Origin of the sequence: Mycobacterium sp. URHB0044, from assembly GCF_000620625.1 — a bacterium.
In the GTDB taxonomy this organism is placed as follows: Bacteria; Actinomycetota; Actinomycetes; order Mycobacteriales; family Mycobacteriaceae; genus Mycobacterium.
Genome location: NZ_JIAW01000004.1, coordinates 65464 through 88187, shown reverse-complemented (window position 1 = coordinate 88187; position 22724 = coordinate 65464). Strand labels below are relative to the sequence as shown.

At 66.3% G+C, this 22724-nt stretch carries 24 protein-coding genes; 17 read left to right on the top strand and 7 right to left on the bottom strand.

What is annotated here, in order from left to right; all coding sequences use genetic code 11:
- Positions 1–82 precede the first annotated feature (82 nt).
- Positions 83–955: a PaaX family transcriptional regulator C-terminal domain-containing protein gene (locus N536_RS0109680; RefSeq protein ID WP_036435923.1), complete on the bottom strand. Its 873-nt coding sequence runs from the start codon at positions 953–955 to the stop codon at positions 83–85.
- A 129-nt stretch (positions 956–1084) separates the two neighbouring features.
- Here N536_RS0109680 and N536_RS0109675 point away from each other — a divergent pair, with 129 nt between their 5' ends.
- The 9 genes from N536_RS0109675 to fdxA all read left to right on the top strand — a co-directional run bounded on the left by N536_RS0109675 (position 1085) and on the right by fdxA (position 11379).
- On the top strand, positions 1085–1957 hold the full coding sequence (locus tag N536_RS0109675; RefSeq protein ID WP_029113428.1) for an amidohydrolase family protein: 873 nt from the start codon (positions 1085–1087) through the stop codon (positions 1955–1957).
- Positions 1954–2808 carry a 3-hydroxyacyl-CoA dehydrogenase family protein gene (locus N536_RS0109670; RefSeq protein WP_029113427.1) on the top strand — a complete coding sequence of 285 codons (855 nt, stop codon included), beginning with the start codon at positions 1954–1956 and terminating at the stop codon, positions 2806–2808. Before N536_RS0109675 ends, N536_RS0109670 begins: the two co-directional genes overlap by 4 nt.
- Complete coding sequence (locus N536_RS0109665) at positions 2805–3572, top strand: enoyl-CoA hydratase/isomerase family protein (protein ID WP_029113426.1); 768 nt, start codon at positions 2805–2807, stop codon at positions 3570–3572. Before N536_RS0109670 ends, N536_RS0109665 begins: the two co-directional genes overlap by 4 nt.
- Positions 3569–5131 (top strand): phenylacetic acid degradation bifunctional protein PaaZ, encoded by a 1563-nt coding sequence (paaZ, locus tag N536_RS37915; RefSeq protein WP_051574379.1) that lies wholly within the window; start codon positions 3569–3571, stop codon positions 5129–5131. Before N536_RS0109665 ends, paaZ begins: the two co-directional genes overlap by 4 nt.
- A gap of 87 nt (positions 5132–5218) precedes the next feature.
- Positions 5219–6700, top strand: coding sequence for a benzoyl-CoA 2,3-epoxidase subunit BoxB (boxB, locus tag N536_RS0109655; RefSeq protein ID WP_029113425.1), 1482 nt, complete (start codon positions 5219–5221; stop codon positions 6698–6700).
- A gap of 42 nt (positions 6701–6742) precedes the next feature.
- Positions 6743–8446, top strand: a complete 1704-nt coding sequence (boxC, locus tag N536_RS0109650) for a 2,3-epoxybenzoyl-CoA dihydrolase (protein WP_029113424.1) — start codon at positions 6743–6745, stop codon at positions 8444–8446.
- A gap of 2 nt (positions 8447–8448) precedes the next feature.
- Positions 8449–10020 carry a benzoate-CoA ligase family protein gene (locus N536_RS0109645; RefSeq protein ID WP_029113423.1) on the top strand — a complete coding sequence of 524 codons (1572 nt, stop codon included), beginning with the start codon at positions 8449–8451 and terminating at the stop codon, positions 10018–10020.
- Positions 10017–11024 carry an NAD(P)/FAD-dependent oxidoreductase gene (locus N536_RS0109640; RefSeq protein WP_029113422.1) on the top strand — a complete coding sequence of 336 codons (1008 nt, stop codon included), beginning with the start codon at positions 10017–10019 and terminating at the stop codon, positions 11022–11024. The genes N536_RS0109645 and N536_RS0109640 overlap by 4 nt, the downstream gene beginning before the upstream one ends.
- Before the next feature lie 25 nt (positions 11025–11049).
- Positions 11050–11379, top strand: a complete 330-nt coding sequence (gene fdxA, locus N536_RS0109635) for a ferredoxin (protein WP_029113421.1) — start codon at positions 11050–11052, stop codon at positions 11377–11379.
- Position 11380: 1 nt separating this feature from the next.
- Here fdxA and purU read toward each other — a convergent pair whose 3' ends face one another.
- Entirely contained in the window at positions 11381–12352 is a 972-nt protein-coding gene (gene purU / locus N536_RS0109630; protein WP_369798407.1) for a formyltetrahydrofolate deformylase, read from the bottom strand.
- 118 nt (positions 12353–12470) lie between these two features.
- Between purU and N536_RS0109625 the strand changes: the two genes are divergently transcribed.
- On the top strand, positions 12471–12974 hold the full coding sequence (locus N536_RS0109625; protein WP_051574377.1) for a DUF4383 domain-containing protein: 504 nt from the start codon (positions 12471–12473) through the stop codon (positions 12972–12974).
- On the opposite strand, the gene N536_RS0109620 is transcribed toward N536_RS0109625, so the two are convergent.
- Together N536_RS0109620 and N536_RS0109615 are read right to left on the bottom strand one after the other, a co-directional pair.
- Positions 12967–13629: a UdgX family uracil-DNA binding protein gene (locus N536_RS0109620; RefSeq protein WP_029113418.1), complete on the bottom strand. Its 663-nt coding sequence runs from the start codon at positions 13627–13629 to the stop codon at positions 12967–12969. The two genes, N536_RS0109625 and N536_RS0109620, sit on opposite strands and share 8 nt — an antisense overlap.
- 64 nt (positions 13630–13693) lie before the next feature.
- A complete protein-coding gene (locus N536_RS0109615; protein ID WP_029113417.1) occupies positions 13694–14044 on the bottom strand; it encodes an STAS domain-containing protein in 351 nt (116 codons plus the stop codon).
- A 172-nt stretch (positions 14045–14216) separates the two neighbouring features.
- Between N536_RS0109615 and N536_RS0109610 the strand changes: the two genes are divergently transcribed.
- The 7 genes from N536_RS0109610 (at position 14217) to N536_RS0109580 (ending at position 20861) form a co-directional block, all read left to right on the top strand.
- Complete coding sequence (locus N536_RS0109610; protein ID WP_029113416.1) at positions 14217–15101, top strand: STAS domain-containing protein; 885 nt, start codon at positions 14217–14219, stop codon at positions 15099–15101.
- A 34-nt stretch (positions 15102–15135) separates the two neighbouring features.
- The gene (locus N536_RS0109605) at positions 15136–15525 is read left to right on the top strand and encodes an STAS domain-containing protein (RefSeq protein ID WP_029113415.1); all 390 of its coding nucleotides are present in this window, start codon (positions 15136–15138) and stop codon (positions 15523–15525) included.
- Positions 15515–15925: an anti-sigma regulatory factor gene (locus N536_RS0109600; RefSeq protein ID WP_029113414.1), complete on the top strand. Its 411-nt coding sequence runs from the start codon at positions 15515–15517 to the stop codon at positions 15923–15925. The genes N536_RS0109605 and N536_RS0109600 overlap by 11 nt, the downstream gene beginning before the upstream one ends.
- A gap of 4 nt (positions 15926–15929) precedes the next feature.
- Positions 15930–16553: a SpoIIE family protein phosphatase gene (locus N536_RS0109595; protein WP_029113413.1), complete on the top strand. Its 624-nt coding sequence runs from the start codon at positions 15930–15932 to the stop codon at positions 16551–16553.
- Entirely contained in the window at positions 16550–18763 is a 2214-nt protein-coding gene (locus N536_RS0109590; protein ID WP_029113412.1) for a SpoIIE family protein phosphatase, read from the top strand. Before N536_RS0109595 ends, N536_RS0109590 begins: the two co-directional genes overlap by 4 nt.
- Positions 18764–19063: 300 nt before the next feature.
- On the top strand, positions 19064–19468 hold the full coding sequence (locus N536_RS0109585) for a heme-binding protein (RefSeq protein ID WP_029113411.1): 405 nt from the start codon (positions 19064–19066) through the stop codon (positions 19466–19468).
- Positions 19469–19646: 178 nt separating this feature from the next.
- A complete protein-coding gene (locus N536_RS0109580; RefSeq protein ID WP_029113410.1) occupies positions 19647–20861 on the top strand; it encodes a CaiB/BaiF CoA-transferase family protein in 1215 nt (404 codons plus the stop codon).
- 5 nt (positions 20862–20866) lie between these two features.
- On the opposite strand, the gene N536_RS0109575 is transcribed toward N536_RS0109580, so the two are convergent.
- Genes N536_RS0109575 through N536_RS0109565 form a run of 3 tightly spaced genes read right to left on the bottom strand, consistent with a single transcriptional unit; the run spans position 20867 to position 22715 of the window.
- Positions 20867–21652: an MBL fold metallo-hydrolase gene (locus tag N536_RS0109575; protein ID WP_029113409.1), complete on the bottom strand. Its 786-nt coding sequence runs from the start codon at positions 21650–21652 to the stop codon at positions 20867–20869.
- On the bottom strand, positions 21649–22260 hold the full coding sequence (locus N536_RS0109570; RefSeq protein WP_029113408.1) for a TetR/AcrR family transcriptional regulator: 612 nt from the start codon (positions 22258–22260) through the stop codon (positions 21649–21651). Before N536_RS0109570 ends, N536_RS0109575 begins: the two co-directional genes overlap by 4 nt.
- The gene (locus N536_RS0109565; protein WP_029113407.1) at positions 22257–22715 is read right to left on the bottom strand and encodes an ester cyclase; all 459 of its coding nucleotides are present in this window, start codon (positions 22713–22715) and stop codon (positions 22257–22259) included. Before N536_RS0109565 ends, N536_RS0109570 begins: the two co-directional genes overlap by 4 nt.
- Between the last annotated feature and the right edge of the window lie 9 nt (positions 22716–22724).

Sequence of the window (22724 nt, the reverse complement as noted above, 5' to 3'; positions counted from 1 at the left end):
AGACGCAAATGTCCCTAAATGACCGGCGTGTCGGGGACATTTGCGTCTGCTCGCGAAAGAAAAGTGAGCCCCTCGCGCGGGATTACGAGGAGGTTTGTGAACTCAGCTCGGTCCAATACCGTTGCGCCGCCGCATGCCATTCGTCGTGGCGGCGATGGAAGAGCTTCGCGGCACGCGGGCCGGGCCAGTTGTGATCGAGCAGTTCGCGGGGGAGTGCGGGGTCGAGAAACGGAAAACGCCGCCACTCCTGCACCAGCCGCACCTGATCCTGAAATGCCTGTAGCGGCGTGGTCGCGCGAACCTTGCCGAAGGTGGCCAGAAATTCGTCATAGCGCTGCTCGACGTCGTCGAGCGACCAGGCGTCCGCGATGAGCGCGCCCGGGTCGCCGATCGACGCGCGTTGTCCCGTCCAGGCGAAGGCGCGCGAGTTGAGGTCGAGTTCGTCGATCACGGCAGCGACGTCGGCCACCTTGTTGGCGTCGGGCAGAATCCACAGCCCTGGGCTCGGCGAACCCATCCCCAGCCAGGTGAGCCGCGTGCGCAGCTTGTGTCGAAGTTGACGTTGGGTCTCGGGGATGGCGACCGACAGGACGAGCCAACTGCCGTCCCACGGTCGGGTTTCGCTCATGAAACCGTAGATGCGCCTGGTGCCTTCGGCGAGCAGCCGGGTACCGGGCTGGGTGATGTGCCAGCTCACGCGGCGGCCCGACTTCTCCGACTCCAACATCCCGTCGGCGGCCGACCGGGCGATCGCTTGGCGAGCAGACTTCTCCTCGACGCCGAGCGCCGCCAGACCCGCGACGAGGGTGGCGGTCCAGACGGGCGTCCCGCGCGGGTGCACGAACTCGCCGAGCACGGTGAGCAAGAGGCTGCGCGCGCTTGCCGACCCCAGTTCGCGCCGCCGTGAGCCGGCAGGCAGCGCCTCGTCCTCCGCGGCGCGCTCACCTGCAGTCACGCGCTCGTCCTTACCCAACGGGCGAAACTCATGCCGTGGAGCGTACAACCACGGGCAAAGATGCTGGCCGAGATCGATAACATACTACAAACTATTGTGAATCCGAGATAGAACTGTAGAGTGTTAGGAGTGATCGACGGCCGCACAATCATCGACGCACACGTGCACGCCCCGCTGTTGAGCACGCTGAACCCGGCGTGGCTGGAATGGGCCGACACGTTCTCGCGTGACCATCCATGGCGGGACGCCTATGACGCGGACACGCCTGATCCGGCGGGACTCGACGCCCTGCTCGGTGCCGAAGGCGTCGATCATGCGCTGCTGTTCTGCGAATACAGCCCCCGCGCCACGGGGATCCAGGCGATCGAGGACGTCGTCCCGATCGTGCGATTCAACAGCGACCGGTTCAGCCTCGTCGCGAACATCAACCCGCACCTGCACTTTCCTCTGGTGGATGAGTTGCAGCGTCAGCTCGACCTCGGTGCTGTCGCCCTCAAACTGCATCCGGTGCACGCCCGGTTCGACCCGGGAGGCAAGGAGCTGTACCCGGTCTTCGCGCGGTGCAGTGATCTCGGCGTGCCGGTGATATTGCATTCCGGTGTGTCCAGTTTTCCCGGAGCCCAGACCAGTTGCGGCAACCCGGAACTGCTGCTCGACGCGACCGAGTACTTCCCGGACCTGCAGTTCGTGTTCGCCCACGGTGGGCGTGGCTGGTGGTACGACGTCGCCGCCTTCATGGCGCAGTCGAAGCGCAACGTCTGGCTCGACCTCGCGGGCCTGCCGCCCAAGAAGCTGCCCGAGTACTACCAACGGTTCGACCTGGCCAAGATCGCGCAGAAGATGATCTTCGGAACCGATTGGCCCGGCGTCCCAGGAGTGCGGCGCAACGTCGAAGCACTGATGGGACTTGGTCTGCCCGACGAGACACTCACCGCAGTGCTGTCAGGAAATGCGCGAAAGATCTTCACCCGCATGATGTTCGAGCCGAAGGCGGCTCGGTGAGCCCGGTATCGGCGGTCGGCGTGATCGGGGCAGGCACGATGGGTGTGGGCATCGCCTACGTCTTCGCTCAAGCCGGCTGCGCCGTCACCGTCGTCGAACCGGATCGCACGCGCGCCCTCGCCGCGCACCAGACGATCGTCGCCAGGGCGGATCGGCTGCGCGCTGAGAACCGGCTGCCCTCCGAGACCGCCGAACGCATCCGCGACTCCATCGCCACCGTCGATTCCGTCGATGACCTACCGATGGGCTTGGATCTGATCGTCGAAGCGGTGCCCGAGGATCTCGACCTCAAGCAGTCGATTCTCGCGGCCGCCGAGTGCCGCGAACCCGCCTTGCTCGCGAGCAACACCAGCGCACTGAGCATCTCGCAGATGGCGAAGTCCCTGCGCCGTCCGCAAGGACTCGTCGGCCTGCACTTCTTCAATCCGGTCTGGACGATGCCGCTCCTCGAGATCGTGCGTGGCTCGGCGAGTCCCGACGACGTCGTCGACACCGCACGCGACATCGGCAGGCTCATCGGCAAGGAGACCATCGTCGTACGCGACCATCCGGGCTTCGCCACCAGCCGGCTGGGAGTCGCGCTCGGACTCGAAGCAATTCGCATGCTCGAGGACGGGGTGGCGTCGGCCGACGACATCGACCGGGCGATGGCGCTGGGATACCGCCACCCGATGGGCCCGCTGCGCTTGACCGACCTCGTCGGTCTGGACGTTCGGCTGCACATCGCCCGTCAGCTCGCCGACAGCCTCGGCCCACGATTCACGCCGCCGCAGCTGCTGATCGACAAGGTGGCCTCCGGCGACTTGGGCAAGAAGTCGGGCCGCGGCTTCTACGACTGGGATGCTCGATGACCGCACGGGAATACCTGCGTCTCACCGAATCCGACGGTGTCCTCGAAGTGGTCTTGGATCGGCCGGCGCAGCGCAACGCCATCGACGCCGGCATGGTCAGCGAGCTCCACGCCGTGTGCGACGAACTCGAACGCCACCCCCGCCCGGCGATCATCACCGGCGGCGCCGACGGTGTGTTCGTCGGTGGTGCGGACATCGCGCAACTTCGCGCACGCGGCCGCGATGACGCGTTGGCGGGAATCAACCTCCGACTCTTCGACCGCCTTCGCGCGCTGCCGATGCCGACGATTGCGGCCATCGACGGGTTGGCTCTCGGCGGTGGCGCTGAACTCGCGTACGCCTGTGATCTCCGAATCGTCACTCCCAGGACGGCGTTCGGGCAACCCGAGCCCAGGCTGGGAATCATCGCCGGCGCGGGCGCGACCTACCGCCTGGTCCGGCTCGTCGGCGAAAGCGTCGCCAAGCAAGTACTTCTCGCGGGCGTGCAAATTTCCGCGGCTCGCGCACTCGAGCTCGGCCTGGTGCACTCCGTCGTCGAACCTCACCAGCTGCTCGAGGCCGCCCGTCAACTCGCCGCTCAGATGCTGCACAGCTCGGCCATCGCCCTGCGGATGACCAAACTCGCCGTCGACGCCGCACCGGAAGCGCATCCGCAGCTCGATCTGGCGATCCAGGCCATGTTGTTCGAAGACGACGAAAAGTACCGCCGGATGAGCGAATTCCTCGACCGGCGGAGATCCCCTGAGAGGACGTCCCCGCGATGACCGACATTCTGCCCAGCTTCGTCTGCGGCCAGTGGCAACACCCTGCGGATCAGGGCAGGGTCCTGCTTGACGCGGCCACCGCCGAACCGATCGTCCGGGTATCCAATCAGGCGCTCGACTATCCGGCGGTGCTCGACTACGCCCGAACCGTCGGTGGTCCTGCTTTGCGCGACATGACGTTCCACCAACGGGCAGGCATCCTGAAATCGCTCGGCAAGCACCTCTCCGCGCGGATTCCGCAGTTGACCGACCTCTCTCTGCGTACGGGCGCCACCCGACGCGATTCCGCAATCGACGTCGACGGCGGTATCGGCGTGCTGTTCGTGTACGCCAGCAAGGGCGTGAAGGAGCTGCCGGATCAACACATCCTGCGCGACGGCGACTTCGAACCCCTTGGCAAGGAGGGCACCTTCGGTGTCCAGCACGTGATGAGCCCGCTACTCGGTGCCCTCGTCCAGATCAACGCATTCAACTTTCCCGTGTGGGGCATGCTCGAGAAGTTCGCGCCCGCCTTCCTGGCCGGGATGCCCAGCATCGTCAAACCGGCCAGCCAGACCGCCTACCTCACCGAACTGGCCGTTCGGGAGATCATCGCCTCCGGCCTGCTACCCGACGGTGCCCTGCAATTGGTGTGCGCACGACCGGACGGACTCCTCGAATCGCTGACCGGTCAAGACGTGGTTTCGGTGACGGGCTCACACGCGACGGCCAGCACTCTGCGCCGGCATCCCACCATCGCAGGCAACGCCGTGCGGTTCACCGCAGAAGCGGATTCGCTCAACAGCAGCATCCTCGGCGAGGACGTCACGGCCGGCAGTCCGGAGTTCGAGATCTTCGTCCGCGGGCTGGTCACCGAGATGACCCAGAAGGCAGGGCAGAAGTGCACGGCGATCCGGCGCGCCTTCGTACCGCGAGCGCTCGTCGACGACGTGGAATCCGCCGTGTGCGAGCGCTTGTCGAAGCTCACCGTCGGCGATCCGCGCGACGAGACGGTCAGAATGGGGCCGCTGGTGGGGCTCGGACAGCGCGATGACGTCCGTGCGGCAACCGCGCGGCTCGCCAAGACGGGCCGAATCGTCTTCGGGGACATCGAGTCTGCGCCGCAGAACCTGTCGGCGGGAGCCGACGCCGAGCGGGGAGCGTTCCAATCACCTGTCCTGCTGCGGTTCGACGACCCACGGGAGCAGGAACCCCACACCACGGAGGCCTTCGGCCCGGTGAGTTCGATCCTGCCGTACGCGAGTCTCGACGACGCGTTGGAACTGGTGACCCGTGGTGACGGGAGCCTGGTGGCATCCATCGTCACCTCCGACGCCGCGATCGCGCACACCGCGGTGGCCGCAACCGCGCCCTGGCACGGTCGGCTACTGGTGTTGAACTCCGACAACGCGGCCGAAAGCACCGGTCATGGTGCGGCCGTTCCCCATGCCGTGCACGGAGGTCCCGGCCGGGCCGGCGGCGGCGAGGAGCTGGCCGGCCTGCGCAGTCTCGGGCACTTCATGCAACGCACCGCCGTGCAGGGGAGCCCCGACTTCCTCGCCGAACTCGGCACCCGCTGACGCATCGAGAAATAGTCTACAAAATAGTGGACGCTACGCAGAGAAAGTGTAGAATGAATGACAAGCATTCAGTCGGAGGAGAACACCATGACCGTTGACCACGAACGCACCGGAGCCGCGCCGGTGCCAACCGGCCCGGTGAGCAAGATCGACTACAGCGAGCGAATCCCCAACAACGTCAACCTCTCCGAGGACCGGCGGCTGCAGCGCGCGCTCGAAGGCTGGCAGCCGAAGTTCCTGGACTGGTGGAAGACGCTCGGACCGGCGCTGCAGACCAAGGACGTCTACCTGCGCACGGCGATTGCGGTCGGACGCGACGGGTGGGCCCACTTCGACCACGTCCCGATGGAGGAGTACCGCTGGGGCATCTTCCTGGCGGAACGCGACGACGAGCGCACGATCGCGTTCGGACAGCACAAAGGCGAGCCGGCGTGGCAAGAGGTGCCCGGCGAGTACCGAGCCGAGCTGATGCGGCTGATCACGGTGCAGGGCGACACCGAGCCGGCCTCCGTCGAGCAGCAACGCATCCTCGGCAACACCGCCCCCAGTCTCTACGATCTGCGAAACCTGTTCCAGGTCAACGTCGAAGAGGGCCGCCACCTCTGGGCGATGGTGTACCTACTGCACGCCTACTTCGGCCGCGAGGGCCGCGAAGAAGCCGAGCAACTGCTCAAGCGAAACTCCGGCGACCTCGATTCACCCCGCATCCTCGGCGCCTTCAACGAGGAGACCACCGACTGGCTGCAGTTCTTCATGTTCACTTACTTCACCGACCGGGACGGAAAGTATCAGCTCGGCACGCTGAAGGAATCGGCGTTCGACCCGCTGGCCAGGACCTGTGAGTTCATGCTCAAGGAAGAGGCTCACCACATGTTCGTCGGGACCACCGGTGTGCAGCGCACCGTGGAGCGCACCGCCGAACTGATGGCCAGGCACCAGACGGCTGACATCTTCGAACACGGCGGGATACCGCTCGACGTCATCCAGCGCTACCTGAACTTTCAATACTCGGTGTCGATGGACCTGTTCGGCTCCGAGCAGTCCACCAACGCCGCCGCCTACTACACGGGGGGCTTGAAGGGACGCTGGCAGGAGGCGCGCCGCAAGGACGATCACGTCCTGGCGGATGCCACGTACACGGTGCGGACCGTTCGCGACGACATCATCGTCGAAGAAGAGGTGCCCTACCTGACGGCACTCAATCTCGACCTGCGCGACGAGTACGTTGCGGACTGCCGCAACGGTGTTCGGCGCTGGAACCAGGCGCTCGAGGACGCCGGTGTCGAGCAGCGGCTGTACCTGCCGCACGAAGGCTTCAACCGCAGGGTCGGCAATTTCTCCGGTCACTTCGTCTCGCCCAGCGGCGAGGTCCTCGGCGAGGACGACTGGAATCGCCACGCGGCGCAGTGGCTGCCCAGCGACGACGACCGTGCGCGAGTCGCCGAACTGATGGTGGCCCACTACGAGCCAGGTGAGTTCGCGGGCTGGATCGCCGCGCCGAAGACCGGAATCAACGACCAGCCAGTCGAATTCGACTACGTACACCTGCGCGAAGAAGCACTGGCCTGACGGCCTCCAGCTCGACACCGGATCAATGAAGAGAGTGAACTGATGACAGCAACGCTTATCCCCGAGCCGTCGACGGCGACGGACGTCCCGGTGGTCGACTTCGACACCGAGCCGTCGGCGTATCGGCACTGGAGACTGAAATTCGACGGAGCGGTGGCGACGCTCACGTTGGCCGTCGATCCGCAAGGTGGCCTCGTGCCCGGCTACGAGCTGAAGATGAACTCGTATGACCTCGGCGTCGACATCGAGCTCTACGACGCCGTGCAGCGTCTGCGGTTCGAACATCCGGAAGTGAAGGCCGTCGTCGTGACCGGTGGTCTGGATCGGATGTTCTGTGCCGGTGCCAACATTCGCATGCTCGCGCAGTCGACGCACGCGTGGAAGGTCAACTTCTGCAAGTTCACCAATGAAACGCGCAACGGCATCGAGGACGCGACGGAGCACTCCGGTCAGACGTACATCGCCGCACTCAACGGGACGTCCGCCGGCGGCGGCTACGAGCTGGCCGCCGCGTGCGACCAGATCGTCTTGCTCGACGACGGCTCGTCGGCCGTGTCGCTGCCCGAGGTGCCGTTGCTCGGCGTGCTTCCCGGCACGGGCGGCTTGACCCGCGTCGTCGACAAACGCAAGGTACGCAAGGATCGCGCCGACGTCTTCGCGACCAGGTCCGAGGGGCTGCGCGGCGCCACCGCGGCCGAATGGGGACTCGTCGACGAGGCCGTGCCGCGCGCCCGCTTCGACGAGCGGGTGCAGGCCCGCGCCGCGGAAGCCAGCCTGAAATCGTTGCGGCCCTCGGACGCAACCGGTGTCGCCCTCACCCCGTTGGCCCGGCACACCGACGGCGACGTCATCCGGTACGACCACGTCCATGCGACGCTGAACCGTGCCGACCGGCGCGTCGACATCACGGTCACCGGACCCACCGCCGAACCGCCTGCGGACGCGGAAGGCGCCGTCGCGCAAGGCGTGGACTATTGGCCGTTGGCGATGACACGTGAACTCGACGACCTGATCCTGCAACTGCGAACCAACGAGCCCGAACTCGGAACATGGGTCTTCCGCGTCGTCGGCGACACCGAACTCGTCCGCGCCTACGACCGGCAACTGCAAGAGCACGCCGACAACTGGTTCATCAACGAGGTGCGGCTGTACTACAAGCGGACGTTGAAGCGCCTCGACGTCACCAGCCGCAGCCTGTTCGCGGTCATCGAACCCGGCAGCGCGTTCGTCGGACTGCTGCTCGAGCTGGCGCTCGCCAGCGACCGCCAATACATGTTGGACGGCGTGTACGAGGACATCGACCCGGACGCGACGCCTGCGGCGATCGAGGTCACCGAGTCCAACTTCGGCGCCTACCCGATGGGCAATGGGTTGTCCCGCATCGAGTCCCGTTTTTACGGTCATCCCGAGCAACTGGCGGCGATCAGCGACCGCATCGATACGTCGTTGGTGGCGGCCGACGCTGACGCGCTCGGTCTGGTCACCACTGCCCTCGACGACATCGACTTCGCCGACGAGCTTCGCATCGTGCTCGAGGAACGGGCGTCCCTGTCGCCGGACTCGTTGACCGGTATGGAGGCGAATCACCGATTCGTCGGGCCCGAAACGGTGGAGACCAAGATCTTCGGGCGGCTCACCGCGTGGCAGAACTGGATCTTCGTGCGGCCCAACGCGGCCGGCCCGGAAGGTGCGTTGCGGCGATACGGCACCGGCCAGCGTGCCAGCTTCGACACCAAGCGGGTGTAGCGGTGAACGCCTTCAACGCCGCCGACTTCCTGGTGCACCGCCACGTTCGAGACGGAGCCGAAGAGAAGCTCGCACTGAGTGGTTCGCGGACGCGCACGTACGGCGAACTCGCGCGTGACGTCGCGGCTCTGGCGAGCGGCCTGCGCGGTCTCGGTCTGCGCCGCGACGACCGCATCGTGCTGGTGATGGCCGACGACGTCGAAATGGCCACCAGCATCCTGGCCGCGTTTCACGGTGGCTTCGTCGCGGTCCCGGTGTCGACGATGCTCAACGATCGCGAACTCGCGAAGATCGTTGCGGACTCGGGCGCACGGGTCGTCATCGCCACGCGGGAGTTCCTCGACGCCGTCGCATCAGCAGTCGGCGGGTCACCCGACGTGGCACACCTGGTGATCGCGGGGGACTACCAAGGCGTTTCCCCGTCGATCCCCGAGGACGTAACCGTCACCAAATGGACGGACCTGCTGGGTGCCGGCGAGCCGCCCGCGGCCACCGAGCCCGACTCGTGGGCGTTGTGGCTCTATACGTCGGGAACGACCGGCACACCGAAGGCGGCAATGCATCGGCACGCGAACATCTTTCACGTGTACGAGACGTACGGCCAGCAGACTCTCGGAATCGAGGCCGACGACAGCTGCCTGTCGGTGGCGAAGATGTTCTTCGCCTACGGAATCGGAAACAGCCTGTTCTTCCCGCTCGGTGCAGGGGCGACGGCGATCCTGCAGCCCTTGCGTCCGACGCCGGAGTCCATCGGCGAACGGTTGATCGCCGAGTCGCCGAGTCTGTTCTTCGCGGTGCCCACCTTCTACTCGGCCCTCCTGACCTCCGAACTGCCCGCCGAGGCGTTCGCCTCGGTCAGGATGTGTGTTTCGGCGGGTGAGACGTTGCCCGAGGTGGTGCAGAGCCGGTTCAAGGACCGGTTCGGTGTGGACATCCTCGATGGCATCGGTTCCACCGAGGCGTTGCACATCTTCCTGTCGAATGACCCCGACGACATTCGACCGGGCACCACCGGAAAGCCGGTTCCCGGTTACAAGGTCGAACTGCGCGACGCCGACGGGCACGCGGTGGTGACGCCCGGGACACCCGGGGATCTCTACGTCAGCGGCGAATCGATCGCGCTCGGATACTGGCGACGCGCCGACGCCAATCGGACTGTGTTCCAGGGGGAGTGGCTGCGTACCGGAGACACGTACGTGCTCGACGACGACGGCTATTACCACTGCCTTGGCCGGTCCAACGATCTGCTCAAGGCGGGCGGGATCTGGGTGGCTCCCACCGAGGTCGAGGAACGCCTGCTCGAACACGAGGGTGTGGCCGAGGCCGCAGTCGTCGGACTGCCCGACGGCGATGGCATCGACAAACCCGCCGCCCTGATCGTGCGCTCGCCCGGTCACGGCGACGTCTGCGCCGACGACCTGATCGCCTGGTGCCGTGAAGGTCTCGCGGCCTTCAAGCGACCGCGATCAGTGGACTTCGCCGAAGAGCTGCCGAAGACTGCGACCGGCAAACTACAGCGATTCCGCGTCCGCGAGATCATGCTCGAGCGCGCCAGAACGGAAGTGCTGCAATGACGATCCACTCCATCGATCTACTCATCGTGGGAGCCGGACCGGTGGGCCTCTACGGCGCCTACTACGCCGGAGTGCGCGGAATGCGCGTCGCCCTGATCGATTCGCTCTCCCAGCTCGGTGGCCAGGTCACTGCGATGTATCCGGAGAAGCAGATCTTCGACGTTGCCGGCTACCCGGCCGTGAAGGGTCGCGACCTGGTCGACGCACTGGCCGCACAGGCAACGTCGGCGAGCCCGCTCTACCTGCTCGGCCAGGCGGCGCAGCAGCTTTCGACCGATTCGTCGGGCACCCACACCATCACGACCAGCAGCGGGGATGAGATCCGCTGTGGCGCAATCGTGATCACGGCGGGTATAGGAACCTTCACGCCGCGCAAGTTGCCCGCCGGGGACGACTTCCTTGGCCGCGGACTCGAGTACTTCGTTCCCGATCCCAGCCCATACGCCGCGGCCGACGTGGTGATCGTCGGTGGTGGTGACTCGGCCCTCGACTGGGCGCTCATGTTGGAGCCCATCGCGTCGTCGGTGACGGTCGTGCATCGTCGCAACGCGTTTCGCGCACACGCAGGCACCGTCGCTCAAGTCGAGCGGTCAGGCGTCGAAGTGATCACCGACGCCGAGGTCAGCGCCCTTGGCGGCAACGGCGCCGTCGCGCATGCAGACGTCTCGATCAAGGGCACCGACGGCGTCCGTCGCATCGCGTGTCAGCGGGTGGTCGCAGCACTGGGTTTCATCGCCAACCTGGGCCCGCTGCGCGAGTGGGGTCTCGACCTCCGCGACAACCGGCACATCGTCGTCGATTCGGCGATGCGGACCGGACGCGCGGGAGTCTTCGCCGCGGGAGACGTCGTCGACTACGACGGCAAGGTACGGCTGATCTCCGTCGGCTTCGGTGAAGTCGCAACCGCGGTCAACAACGCCGCCGTGCACATCGACCCTCGCGCGCAACTGTTCCCCGGTCACTCCACCGACGAGCAACCGGCGCCGACGCTCGCCCCCGCGTGAGCACCCCGGACGGGAAGGAGACGACATGCCGTATGTGATCGCAGGGCCGTGCATCGACGTGATGGACAAGTCCTGCATGGAGGAATGCCCCGTGGACTGCATCTACGAGGGTGACCGCAAGCTGTACATCAATCCGAAGGAATGCATCGACTGCGGTGCCTGCGAACCGGTCTGCCCGGTGGAGGCGATCAGTCAGGACCGCCGGGTGAGCGACGACGACCTCGACTTCGTCGAGGACAACCGGCGGTTCTTCACCGACGTGCTCACCGGGCGCGACGCGCCGATCGGAGCGCCGGGCGGGTCACAAGCGACCGGTGCGATCGGGGTCGACACGCCGATGGTGGCAGCGCGATAGCTCAGAAGACGATGGTCTGGTTGCCGTATCGGATGATGCGGTCCTCGCAGTGCCACAGCACCGCCCGTGACAACACCGCGCGTTCGACGTCGGCACCGAGCCGGACGAGGTCGCTGACGCCGTGCCGGTGGTCCACCCGCACGACGTCCTGCTCGATGATCGGTCCTTCGTCGAGATCTTCGGTCACGTAGTGCGCGGTGGCGCCGACGAGCTTGACGCCCCGCTCCCTGGCGCGCCGATACGGTGCCGCGCCGATGAACGACGGAAGGAACGAGTGATGAATGTTGATCATCGGGCACCCCACGTCGGCCAGAAACGTCGGCGTGATGATCTGCATGTAGCGGGCCAGCACCACCAGGTCGACGTTGCCGCGCAACAGGTCAAGCTGGCGTTGTTCGGCGTGCGCGCGAATGTCCTTGGTGGCGGGCACATGCAGGAACGGCACACCGAATGGGCGCACCTGATCGGCAAGATCGGGATGGTTGGAGATCACCATCACCACCGACATGTCGAGCTCGCCACGGCGGTTGCGCCACAACAGGTCCAGTAGGCAGTGGTCGTCCTTCGACGCCATGATGGCCACCCGTTTGGGTTTGGCCGCCTCCGTGAGCCTGAAGTCCATGTCGAACCGGGCGGCCAACTGCTCTCGGAAGTCGCGCTCCAACGCGTCTCGGGCGGCGGTCAATCCGGGAAGGTGAAAGATGGTCCGCTGCACGAACGTTCCACCCGACTGCTCGGTGGAGTGCTGATCCAGCGAGACGATGTTGGCGCCTGCCGCGGCGAGGAAGGTGCTGACGGCCGACACCAGGCCCGGCCGATCGGCACAGCGCAACAACAGCCGGCCCACGTCCTCGACCGGCAACGCCCCTCGACCGATCGGTGGGTACCCGCCGTCCGTCGCGCTGACGTCGTCTGGATCCGCCATGACCTCACCTCCTGGCGTTGAGCTTGCCGTGACGGAGGCCGCCGCCACAAGATCGGCAGCATTCGGCCGGGATCGGCGGGGAACACGAGCTCGCCTAGTTTGTTTGCCAGCCAACGCCACGGGTATTCGGTGCCCGCTCGACAACTGCTAGTGGAAAGGCACCCCGATGAGTGCACCGAATCGTCCCTCCACATCGAATGTGTCCACGCGACGGCACCCGGTCCAGTGGGCCAGCCTCGCAGTGGGTGCAGTGTTCCTGCTCGTCGGCGTGCTCGGTTTCGTACCAGGCGTGACGTCCAACTTCGACCAGCTCACGTTCGCGGGCCACGAGTCGAACGCCGCGCTTCTCGGCATCTTCGGCGTCTCGATCCTGCACAATGTCGTGCATTTGCTATTCGGCATCGCCGGTGTCGCCATGGCCCGGTCGATCACCGGTGCCCGCGCGTTTCTGATCGGTGGCGGCGTGATCTACCTGGTTCTCTTCCTGTACGGACTGTTCATCGACCACGACAGTGCCGCCAACTTCGTGCCGGTGAACGTCGCGGACAACTGGCTGCATCTGGTGCTATCGGTCGGAATGATCGGGCTCGGTGTGGTGCTCACGCGCGACACCGAAACCGCTCGCACCGCAAGGGATTCCGGTGGTGAGACCCCGGGAATCGTCAACTAGCGAGGAGTCGCGCAGCCAAGCGCAGGTCCGCAACGAGGCCGTCGAACGCCTCGTTGCGGGCCTCGCTCGGCCCGCGCAGCACCGAGGACGGGTGGATCGTGACGACCACGTCGGGATCGACGGTGTCCATGGCGTCGTCCGACGGCAGGTGAATCACCTCGCCGCGGTGCGCGGTGAGGCGGAAGTCGTTGCCCAACAGTGATTTCGCTGCCGTCGCGCCGAGCAGGACCAAGACGTCGGGCTGGATCGACTGCAACTCGGCCAGCAGCCAGGGGCGGCAGGCCACCACCTCAGTGCGGCTGGGCGTCTTGTGGATGCGGCGCTTGCCACGTTCGGCCGGCACGAACTTGAAGTGCTTGACCGCGTTGGTCACGTACACGGGTCCACGGTCGACACCGGCCGCATCCAGTGCCTTGTCCAGCAGCCGACCTGCAGGCCCGATGAACGGCTTGCCCGCCCGGTCCTCCTGGTCGCCCGGCTGCTCGCCGACGAGCATCATCCTGGCCGTCTTCGGGCCCGCACCGAACACCGTCTGGTCGGCGGCTTTGAACAGCTCGCAGCCGCGGCACGACTGCGCGGCATCCGCGAGCTTGGACAGTTCGTCGGTGTCCGGCACGAACGCCGCGGCACCGCCCAGAGCGCTGCTTGACTTCACGCTCCATCGAATACCCGCCGAGGCGACAACCATTCACACGTCGTGACCGACGTCCGGTCATGGCTCAGCGATTGGACAGTTCGTTGCGAACCGCGGCCAATCCGTCGTCGAGCGTGGCGTAGAGCGGGAAGACCTCGTCGAGATGGGTCAACTTGATCGGCCTGCTGGTCGCGGGGCCGTCCGCAACGACCGCGAAACATCCCGTCGGCGCGAGGTCACGGTGCGTGGCCGCCAGGATCTTCAGGCCCACCGACGCAAGGAACGTCACCTCGCGCACGTCGATGACCAGTGCGCTGGGCTTCTGGCCGACGAGTTGGTCGGTCACCTCTTCGAGTGCAGGCGCGGTCGCCAGATCCACCACGCCACTCACCGTGAGCACCGCGATGTCGCCGCGGTGCTCGACAGACGTACTCATCGCATCGGGTGTGGGCACCGACCATCCTTCATGTGTGCAGCGAACACGGGGGAGCGTAACCCGCGCTATCGTATGGCGTTGACAAACCACCTGTTTGGCCTCGGTGCTCAGGCTAGTCTCAGCACTGCAACTCGCGCGGTGAGCAACGCGCGGGCGGGATCGGGAGAGCACATTGAGCGATTCACCGACTGACGTCACCGCTGGCGGCGTCGGCTCCAGCGAAGGGCTGCTGCCACAGCTCGTCAAACATCTGCGCCAGAATCGCACCGTGCTGCGCGAGGAGTGGGCGCGCCGCATCACCGAGGCCGAACTCCTCACCGCGATGTCACCGGAGGAGATCTTCTCCGAGGCCACCACGGTGTACGACAGCTACGTCGAGGTGCTGGAGACCGGTAGCGTCGAAGCGCTGCAGGACTATGCGCGCGACCTGTCCGAACGCATCATCCCGCGAGGCGTCGAAACCGACGAAGTCGTTGGCATCGTGCTGTTGCTGCGCGACGTGCTGGCGCGCTCGCTGTTCGAGAAGTACCAAACCGACTTCGACCTCTTGAACCGCGTTCTCGACGCCTACGAGCCGGCGGCGAACCGCATCGCGAACACCGTGGCGGTCGGCTTCGTGCAGGAACGCGAGCGCATCATTCGACAGCAGCAGGAAGCCATCCGCGAGCTGTCCACCCCCGTGCTGCAGGTGCGTGAACAGCTGCTGATTCTGCCGATCATCGGCGTGCTCGACAGCCAGCGCGCCCGCCAGGTCACCGAACAGCTGCTGCGGGCGATCCGCGCCAACCGCGCCAAGGTGGTCGTCATCGACATCACCGGTGTGCCGACCATCGACTCGACCGTGGCCAACCACCTCGTGCAGACCGTCGATGCTTCGGGGCTGATGGGTGCCAGCGTCATCATCACCGGCCTGTCGTCCGAAATCGCGTTGACCCTGGTGACGATCGGGTTGGACCTCTCGAAGATGAACGCAGTCGGTGACCTGCAGGGCGGTATCGAAGAAGCCGAACGCCTGCTGGGCTACGAAGTCAGTCGCACCGGAGAACAAAACGGCTAGAGGGCCCCGGCCTCCGACGCAGCTGTGAGACTTCATGCCAGTACCGATTCTGAAACAGGGCACCATCCTCATCGCGACGGTGCAGGCGGCCCTCACCGACTCCGACACCGAGCGGCTGCGCTACGACCTGATGGAGCGCGTCAGTCGCTTCCGTGCGCACGGAATCATCGTCGACCTGACCGCCATCGACGTCATGGACTCGTATGCGGCCCGCTCCCTGCGGACCATCGCGCACATGACCCGGCTGCGGGGTGCGGACACCGTGATCGTCGGTCTGCAGCCCGAGGTGGCGTTCGCGATGGTCCAACTCGGGCTCGCGTTCGACGGCATGCATACCGCGCTGGACCTCGAGGAGGGCCTGGCGCTGCTCAACCGCCACCTCGAGCCGAAGAAGCTGACGGATGGACGCGATGGTGGCGGATGACGTCGTCGTTCACGTCAACAACCCCGACGACATCGTCGCCGCTCGCCAGGCGGGCCACCAACTGGCCCGCCAACTCGGCTTCTCACTGACCGACGTCACGATGATCGCGACCGCGATCTCCGAGATCGCGCGCAACATCACCAGCTACGCGGGACGTGGCGCGATCCGGGTGGCGGTCGCCGATCGGGAGGGACGCAAGGCGCTGGTGGTACGCGCCGAGGACGACGGTCCCGGCATCGTCGACATCGAGCGTGCGCTCGAGGACGGATACTCCACCGGCCGTGGCCTCGGACTCGGGCTCCCAGGAGCGCGCCGACTGATGGACCGGATGTTCATCGAGTCGACCCCAGGCCGAGGGACCGTCGTCGAGATGTGGAAATGGACGCCCGGCCATGGGTGAGTCCATCGTCGAACACGGACGGCTGGGACCCATCGAATGGGCCACGGCATCGCAACCGATGTCCGGACAAACCGAGTCCGGCGACCGGGCGATCGCAGTGGATCATGACGGCGATCTGGCTCTGCTCGGCGTGATCGACGGACTCGGCCACGGGGCGGCAGCCGCCACGGCGGCCAAGCGGGCCGCGCAAGTGCTCAGCCGCACGCCCGCCGATCCTCTCGACGTACTGATCGGTTCTTGCCACCGCGAGTTGGCTCGCACCCGGGGTGCCGCCATGACGCTGGCACAGATCGATCTACGCGCCGACCTCCTACGTTGGATGGGCGTGGGAAACGTGACGGCGACGCTCGTTGCGCGCGCGTCCAGCGGCATGGAGACCAGATCGTCGGCGCGTCTTCTCGGCGGCATCGTCGGCTACCAGTTGCCCGACCTGCCCACACCGGAGGACATTGCGATCCGGCCGGGGCATCTGCTGGTCGTCGCGAGCGACGGGATCGCCGACGATCACGTCGCCGGCCTCGACTTCGCCGCGTCCGCCGAGGCCACCGCTGAACGCATCCTCGATCAATACGGCAAGTTCACCGACGACGCGCTGGTCCTGGTGGCCCGCCACCGGGGGCTCCCGTGACGAACGACGCCGGCTTCCAGGATCGCTACGCGCACGCGCTGCACGTCCACCTACGCATGCGCGACGAAGCCACCCTCGCCGTGGGACACGAGCTGGGCCGGCTCGCGCTGCAGACCCAGCTCAGCATGCTGGAGATCGTCGAAGGCCACTTCCGATTGCTCGAGGACGTCTCTCCGCTGAGCGAGGACGACCACTCCACGGCGCTGCAGTTCCTGCTGCAGACCTTGGCGACGTTCGACGTCGCCACCCGCGGATTCGTCGACGGGACAAGGCGTTACGAACTACAGCGGGCGCGGGCGGACGACCTCGCCGACCGCGACGCCTTCCGGACGGCGTTGGTGAACTCACTCCAGGAAGGATTCTTCGTCGCCAACGACGAAGGCACCGTGATCGAGGTCAACGAAGCGTTCGGCGCGATCACCGGCTACCACCAGGACGGGCTGCCCTATGCGTGGCCGCATCCGTGGGTGGCCGATCAACCGACCGCCGCGGAGCGTCTCGCGCAACTGATCGAAACCGGCAGCGCCACCTATGAGACCCAAATCCGGTGCGGCGACGGGCACCAGGCCTGGGTTGCCGTCAGCATCAACGCGGTGACCGCCGCGGCGACCGACCGCCAGACGTTCGTCGGCACGGTCCGTGACGTGACCGATGCCAGGGCCTCAGCGGCGCGGAGCAGCGCGGTGATGCGCCTCGCCACCGCGACGGGGAAGGCGAACAGCGTCACCGAGGTGTTGGCCATGCTGCTTCAGGAATGCCGCTCGGCCATCGACCTTCGCCGGGTGGTGGCGGTCACCTGGCCGACGAGCGAAGGCGAACCGACGATTCAGATGGCGGGTGAGCCGTTCGTCTCGAGTTGGCGAGACCTCGACCCGGGCCTGCGTGCGATCCTCGAGGACGCGCGTGAGGCACCCGCGTTGACGGTCCAGCCGGCCCGCCCGCCGGGGGGTTCCGGGATGGTCCGCGGCATCGTGGTTGCACTCTCCGACTCCGCAGGTGTCACGGTGTGGCTGGAACACGAAGGGCCCCGGGAGTTCAGCGCCGACGATCGGCTGTTGCTCACCGCCCTCGTCGGTCACCTCAGCGTGGCCATCCAACACGTCAAGCAATTCGAGTACAGCCGCGAAGCGTCGTTGACGCTGCAGCGGGCGATGTTGCCGCCGACGCGACCGCTTCGCGGATTCGCGGTGCGCTACGAGCCGGCGGTCCGTCCGCTGGAGATCGGCGGTGACTGGTACGACGTGCTGTCCCTCGGAGAGCACCGCATCGGCATCATCGTCGGTGACTGCGTCGGGCGCGGACTGGCCGCCGCTGCGGTGATGGGTCAGCTCCGCAGCTCGGCACGTGCGCTGTTCCTGACGGGGGCCGAACCCGGACGGTTACTCGAAGAACTCGACTCCGTGGCGGCATTGATCCCAGATGCCTACTGCGCCACTGCTTTCGCGGCAATCCTCGACACCAGCACCGGAGTGTTGCAGTACAGCAGCGCAGGCCACATGCCCGCGGTGCTCGCCTCGCCGGATTCGCCAGCGGTGATGCTGACCGATGCGGAATCCGTGCCGCTCGTCGTACGCGGCGGCACGACGCGCCCCCAGGCGCAGCGAACACTGGCGCCAGAGGCGACGTTGATCCTCTTCACCGACGGCCTCGTCGAGCGCAGGGACAGCTCGATCGACGCCGGACTGGAGCAGGTCGCCGAAGTCCTGAACGACACGTTGGGCCTGACTGCCGAGTCCGTCGCCGACGAAGTGCTGCGCGAGATGGCGCCGGCCGAGGGGTACGACGACGACGTGGCAATCGTGGTGTACCGGGACCTTCATGCGCCGCTTCGGTTCGAGCTTCCCGCCGAGGCGGAGCGATTGAGCGAAGTGCGCCAACGACTTTGGTCCTGGCTGCGGGCGGTGGCTATCCCCGACGAGCTGGCCAGCGACATCGTGCTCGTGGTCAACGAGGCTGCCACGAATTGCGTCGAGCATGCGTACGTCGACAGCGTCGCGGGCATCATGGGTGTCGATGCCCGCATCGTCGACGGCGCCGTTCAAGTCCACGTCGTCGACGACGGCAAGTGGAAGACGCCCTCGGGCGACACCCGACTGCGGGGACGTGGACTCCCGATGATGGACGCGGTCAGCGAATCCGTGTTGGTGCAGCGCGCACCGACCGGGACGACCGTCGAAATGCGATTCCCGCTGCCCGGCGAGAGCGGCTGACCGCGTCGCTCTCGTCGGTGTGCCGCCGCTTGATCATGAATGGCGACATAACGATTCAGTTTCGGCGGCACTCCTTCATTCGTACCGATACTTTAAGAAATCTTAGAAACGACGGCGAAGTCTGGTCGCACGCTTATCGAACCCACCGATATTGGGATCCAATTCACCCGTCGAGCCTGTAACGCTGCGGCACTTGCTCACTCGGCGGTTCTTCCTCCCTCCTACCTGGCCGACGGCGTGGGTAGCTTGGAGAGCGGTCGGGGGCATTGGTGACCATTCGCAAGTGAGGGAAATTCGATCATGAGATTCATTGGTGTCAACACGCGTCGCCGGATCGTCGGCATGGGGGCCGCCTGCCTCATCGGTGGCGGGCTGGCCGCGGCGACCATCGCCGCGCCCACGGCGTCCGCAGCGCCGGACCCGTGCAGCGCCGACGCGGTGGCCTCCACCGTCAGCTCGGTGACCGGGGCGGCGCAGCAGTACCTCGGCAACCACCCCGGTGCCAACCAGGTTGTGACCGCGGCCTACACCCAGCCGCGACCGCAGGCCGAGGCCAACGTGCGCGGCTACTTCACCGCCAACCCGCAGGAGTACTACGAGCTGCGCGGCATCCTCGCGCCGCTCGGTGACAAGCAGCGCCAGTGCAACGTGCAGGTCCTGTCACCCGAGCTCGCGTCGGCGTACGCGCAGTTCATGGCCGGCTGACCGGAATGGCCCCTGAAGGTCCACCGCCGAACACCTCGGCGGTGGACCTTCATGCGCTGCGCGGCAACGATCGTAGGGCGCCCCGCCCAGCCGTATGCCGCCGACGTTGCGGGTGTGCATAAGGTGGGAGGCGATATAACTGACGTCGTTACGGTAAGGGGTTGAGTTGACCAAGGTGATGCAGGGCGTTCGGGTCCTCGAGGTTGCCCAGTTCACGTTCGTGCCCGCCGCCGGGGCGATCCTCGCCGACTGGGGTGCCGACGTCATCAAGGTCGAGCACCCGGTGCGCGGCGACACCCAGCGCGGCTTCATCAACATGGGCGGCTTCGAACTCAACCCGGACCGGCATCCGCTGATCGAGCACCCCAACCGCGGCAAGCGCAGCGTCGGCATCGACGTGTCGAAACCGGAGGGCCAGGAGGTGCTCTACGAGATCGCCAAGACCGCCGACGTGTTCCTCACCAACTACATGCCCGCGCAGCGCCAGAAGAACAAGTTCGACGTCGAACACATCAGGGCGGTGAACCCCAACATCATCTATGCACGCGGCAGTGCCTACGGCGACAAGGGATCCGAACGCGACACCGGCGGCTTCGACGGCACCGCCTTCTGGACGCGCAGTGGCGTGGGCCACGCCCTGACTCCGGAAGAACTGGGTGGCGCACTGTCGCAGGGCATTCCGGCCTTCGGCGACTCGATCGGCGGGATGAACATCGCCGGCGGAATCTCCGCCGCACTGTTCCACCGGGAGCGTACCGGCGAGCCCAGCGAGATCGACGTGTCGCTGCTGAGTACGGCCTGGTGGGCTGCGGGTGCGAGCGTGACGCAGGGCATGGAGACCGGTGAGACCATGCGCTCCCTGATGCCCAATTCGACTGGCCCGTCGGTGAACCCGTTCCTCGGTAACTACACGACCTCCGACGGTGGAACCATCAACCTGTGCATCGTCAGCCCCACCGGCTACATCCGCGATGCCTTCGAGCACCTCGGCATTCCCGAGGCCGCCGACGACACGCGCTTCTCCGAGGTCCTTCCGCTGATCGAGAATGCCGACGCGGCAGCTGAATTGATATCGCAGGCCATTCGCAGCAAGCCCTTCGACTACTGGCGCCAGCACCTCAAGACCATGAAGGGGCAGTGGGCGCCGTTCCAGAGTTTGGTCGATCTGGGCACCGACGAGCAGGCCATCGCCAACGACATGATCGTCGAGGTGGAGGCGGCCGACGGGGGAGCGCCGTTCAAGGTGGTGCGTGGGCCCATTCAGTTCAACCACGAGCCGCTGGAGACGACGCGGGCGCCGCAGGCGTCGGAGCACACCGAGATCGTGCTCATGGAGGTGGGCCTCGACTGGGACCGCATCGAAGCGCTCAAGGATTCCGGAGCGATCGCCTAGACCGGCTACGCGGAGGTGGCCACCGCGTCGGCGAACAGAACTGGATCGTGCGACGAGACGACGAAGAGGTCGGGCTCACCGCGGGCGTTGAGTTCGGCGAACCGGGAGTGGTTGTCGCGCACGCGTTTCAGGTCGAACGCGACCACCGTCTCGAAGAGCTTGACGCCGATCGGCACGCGCGAATGGCCGTCGACCGTACCGTGGTGGTAGAACGCGTCGCCGCAGTGCAGTATCCAGCGGTGGCCTGCGTCGACCGCGACGCACGAGTGGCCGCGCGTGTGCCCGGGAAGCGGCACCAGGACGATCCCCGGGGCGATCCCGACCAGTTCCTTGGCGGCGGCGAATCCTCGCCACGGCTCGCCGTCGGCGTCGTGCTCGACGATCTTGGGGCCGTGCGCCCACTGGTACGAGTTGAAGCGGATCTTCTCCCGTAGGGTGGGCGGCCGCATCGCTCCGAGTGCCTCGGCGGCGGTCACGTGGATCTGGGCGTCGGGAAAGTCGGCGATGCCGCCGATGTGGTCGACGTCGAAGTGGGTCGTGATGACGTGTCGGACGTCGTCCCTGCGGAACCCGAGTCGTTCCACTTGGCGCGCGGCGGTCTCCTCGACGTCGAATCGCGGCCGGACGAGATGGCGCAGGGGCCCGATGAGCGACGGCTCGGCGCACTCGCGAAGCCCGTAGCCGGAGTCGACGAGTACCAACCCGTTGTCCGTCTCAAGCAGCAGGACGTGGCAGACGAGCGGGCTTCCGGGGAAGTCCATCGTGCCGCAGTTGAGGTGGTGCACCTTCATGGCGCGAGCCTTCCGATGAGCAGTGTCTCCACTTCGCGGCGGCACGCGTCCAGGTCGACGTCGTCGTCGAGCATCGATTGCAACGCGACACCACGCAACGTGCCGATCACCACGGTGGCGAGACCGATGGGATTCGTCGACTTCGCGAACTCGCCGGAGGAGACGCCCCGTTCGATGCCCTTCGCCAGTTCCTCGCGGAACTCGCGGTCCGACGCGACCATGGCGGGTCGGACGTCGGGCGAGTCGGTGGCCGCCGCGTCCGCCCACAACACGAGCCGTGCGCGGTTGGCAGGCTTCGGATTTGCGAGCACCTGAAAGTAGGCGCGCACCAAGCCCAGAAGCTCGTCGAGTGCCGAGTCCGACGCGCTCGAGGCGACGACCTCGTCGCGGAAGCGTACGGTCACCGAGTCGACGAGTCGCCGCATCATCGCGCCCTTGGAGCCGAAGTGGTGGGTCGCCAGTCCGCGGCTGTAGCCCGAGCGTTCGCCGATGTTGGCGAGCGTCACGCGGGTGGGCCCGATTTCGGCGATCAGTTCCGCGGCGGCCGCGAGCAGGCGCTGTTCGGCCTCGGCGCGGCGTTCCTCCTGTGTGCGACGGGAATCCGTCATTCGGCATTCGGGACGCCGGCCATGGCGAGCAGCTCACCGCGCCCGATCTGCGTCACCAGGCTGGCGGAGTCGAAGTAGATGCGTTCGTTGACGATGCGGTCGCCTTCGAAGAAGAACACCGCGATGATGGGCACGCGGAACGCCTTCCCGGTTGGCGGGAGCCCGTAGAACTCGCCGAGATTCGTTCCGAGCAGGTCGAATTCGACGATGACCGCGTCGTCGGCGACGTGGAAGCGGGAGTTGTCGTGACGCTGGTCGGGGAAGGCCGTTCTGGTGGTCCGGTAGTAGCCCATGACGTCGCCATCGCCGTCGAACACCTGACCGGTGGCCATGATTTCGTAGTGCGGGTGGCCGTTGAACGTCGCCAGCGTGCGGTCGAAGTCGTGCGTCACCTCGGTGTCCATGTGTTCCTTGATGACCGCCAGCCGGCGCTCACGTAGTTCTTCGGTCAGCATGGGCACCCG